The organism is Ercella succinigenes (assembly GCF_900002895.1).
In genome coordinates, this window is record NZ_CDHP01000019.1 from 1 (window position 1) to 2,739 (window position 2,739).

At 36.8% G+C, this 2,739-nt stretch carries 1 protein-coding gene; it reads right to left on the minus strand.

The window, feature by feature from the left end:
* Window positions 1-307 precede the first annotated feature (307 nt).
* The gene (locus tag AC0KSB_RS05325; protein WP_472307181.1) at window positions 308-2,059 is read right to left on the minus strand and encodes an IS1634 family transposase; all 1,752 of its coding nucleotides are present in this window, start codon (window positions 2,057-2,059) and stop codon (window positions 308-310) included.
* Window positions 2,060-2,739 lie beyond the last annotated feature (680 nt).

Below are 2,739 nucleotides of genomic sequence, written 5' to 3' on the forward strand. Positions count from 1 at the left end.
GTATATGTCCTTGATTATGCTCGTCAACTGTGCGCACGTCTATCAAAAGCGGTGGATTTTCCTGTTCAAGCCATTCCTTTACTTGCTGTGGTTTGATTCTCTGAACACTTGCTGCTGTGTTGAAATTATTTCCATGAATAGCTGTTCTGAATGATTCAAATAAACTTGACATATTATTAGTCTCCTATCTTTTTTAAAAAATTATTTTACCAACCGACAATAGTATTGTTCGGCAAAAAACCCCCCAACCCCTTTCTAACCGAAGGGTTTGAGGGTTTTACTGTATGTCAGGAAAACCTAGCAGAAATCAGGATTTTTTAGACTGAGCCAAAATATTTTTTATTTCACTGAGACGGAGCCTCTTTTTGGTAAAATCGAAATCAAAAGCCTTGCCGATTTCGTCAGAAATCTCTGACCTATAATCAAATAAATAGAGATTATCATGCTCAAGACTGCAGCTTATGTTTTTAAGGCAAGTCGCGATATTCTCCGGAGTAAATTTATAGCCGGTCTTCTTTTGGATTAGGCGAATCATAACTAAAGATATGAAGCAGGTTAGGACATGTGCATTGATCCGATCCTCGCGGGAAACAAAAACCGGACGTACGTCCAGATCGCTTTTGGCAACCTTGAAATTATCTTCAATATCGGACAAACCCCGATAAATTTGGATTATTTGGTTATCTGGCATATCCAACTCGCTGCTGATCAAACAGTAATACCCATCGTATTTAGCAGCTTCTTGAGCTTTTTGACTGTCAAATAGCAGCTTTTGCCCAGGTTCTTGGCATATTTCCCCAGTTTTCTTGTCGAAGGTTATGTTCTTGATATAGGCCGCAGCGCCGTGTACATTTCCTTTGTTATATTTTGTTGGATCGGCAATGATTTTCAGTGCGTTGTCAATTATTTCCTCGCGTTCCCTACGTGCTTTGTCCGCATATTTTTTGCTCCAGAAGATGACTTGTTTTTCATCTATTAGCATCTTTTTTTTCGAACCATTCTTCATGCTAACTAGAATCTCGCGTACTTCTATTCGAGATTTGATTTTGTAGTCAAATTTCTCTTCCAATGGTTTGCCGTCTCTGTCCGTATAACCACGATCTTCAAGAACATATTTCTTGAATTGTTCAGAGCCTTTTCTAATTGAGAAGCTGAAGACATATCCATTTACACTTTTGTCCCTGTCTCCACCCTTGAGAAAATAGATATTGTCTGAAGAGGTGCAACCCATATCCGCAACAGCAATAACCCGCTCAGGTGCAAATCTGACGCAGACATCCTTGAAAACAGGTACAAATGTTTTGCTGTCGTGGGTATTTCCAGGAAATAGTTTGTAGTATAGTGGTATCCCATCTGAATCCATGGCCAATGCCATCTGGACAATTGGATCCGGTCGGTTATTTTTCTCTTTTCCACGCTTGCGCAGATCGTCTGTCTGGTCAATCTCAAAATGAAAATTGGTCACATCAAAGTACATCAAACGAGTGTCCCGGCCATACTTCGCCTGAATCTGGTCACTGATAAAGCGCTGGCATTCCAACCCTATTTCAGAGTAGTGAGACAGTGCCCTATAGATGTCATACAGTTCAAAGTCAAAACGCTCGAAAAACATTTCTTTATGCTCGAAAGCACGCCGTTTCGAGGACGGGTGCAGAATTTGGTTAATAGTCAATAGCTTCATGATCGAATTGATATTGTACCTGAAGTTTTTGTGCCGAGCTTTATTGTTGAAAAACCGATCCAGTTCAAGCGTGTGATAAATTTGGAAAATAACAGCATAACCAAGATTGTACCGCTGGTGTGCTTTTACAGAAAGTTTTTCGTTCATATCGATCGTCAGCGTTAACTTTTTATCTGTTTTTTCTTGGGCATTCATTTTGTTGACAACTTCTTTGAAATGAGCAATCGGGTCAGAGTACTGATCCAGCAGTTCATGAACATAACCCAACGTTTTGTAGTGCTCAGTCCTAGCCTGTTTTTTTTGTTTGTCCCAGTATTTCTTTTCAATAATCAAATAGATTCCAGCTTTGCGTTTTCTGACATCTAAGCGATAAGCCATGTTTGATTCCCTCAATTTCTCATTTAGCCGGAAGGCAAGCTCATAACACCTACATGTATTATATCATATTGTGCGATAATGTGCTACAAATATTGGCAAATGATTCGCAAAAAAAATCCTCCCTAGCCTTTCTGCTGAGAGGTTCTTCGGATACTGGTCTATGTTTTATCTGTCAAACAAGCGATACGAAAACCAACAATTTCTATTGTGATTATAGTTTTTGTTGATTGAATTAATGAATACAGTACGCGCTTAATTTAAATAGCAAAATTGAATCCTTCTATATTAATTTTATTAAATAATATGTTTGATGTTGACATTTGTTAACGTGAGTAATATTATAAAATTAATATAGAAAGTAAAGGTGATGCTTTTGGCTGTATGAATATACAAATATGTAAAATATTAAAAATTTATTTGTTAATACTGTCTGTTTGAGATAATCAAGTTTTTGGCTTTATGCGTTTAACTTTGTAACGTTGTCCTATGAGTAAGATTTATAGACAACTAAACTTTTTTAGAGAGGCATAATCATGAAGAATCGAATAAAAAAAATTATGATTATATTTTTTGTTGCTATTTTTATTGTTGCAAACGTGATTAACCTAAAAAGATTTGTGCTTTATGACATTATTACACCAATTAATACTATTATATCGTGCCTCTACATAATTATTTGT

What these genes read in the sequence shown, in the direction of transcription:
- AC0KSB_RS05325 (WP_472307181.1), bottom strand. Translation starts at nt 2,059, where the DNA reads ATGGCTTATCGCTTAGATGTCAGAAAACGCAAAGCTGGAATCTATTTG.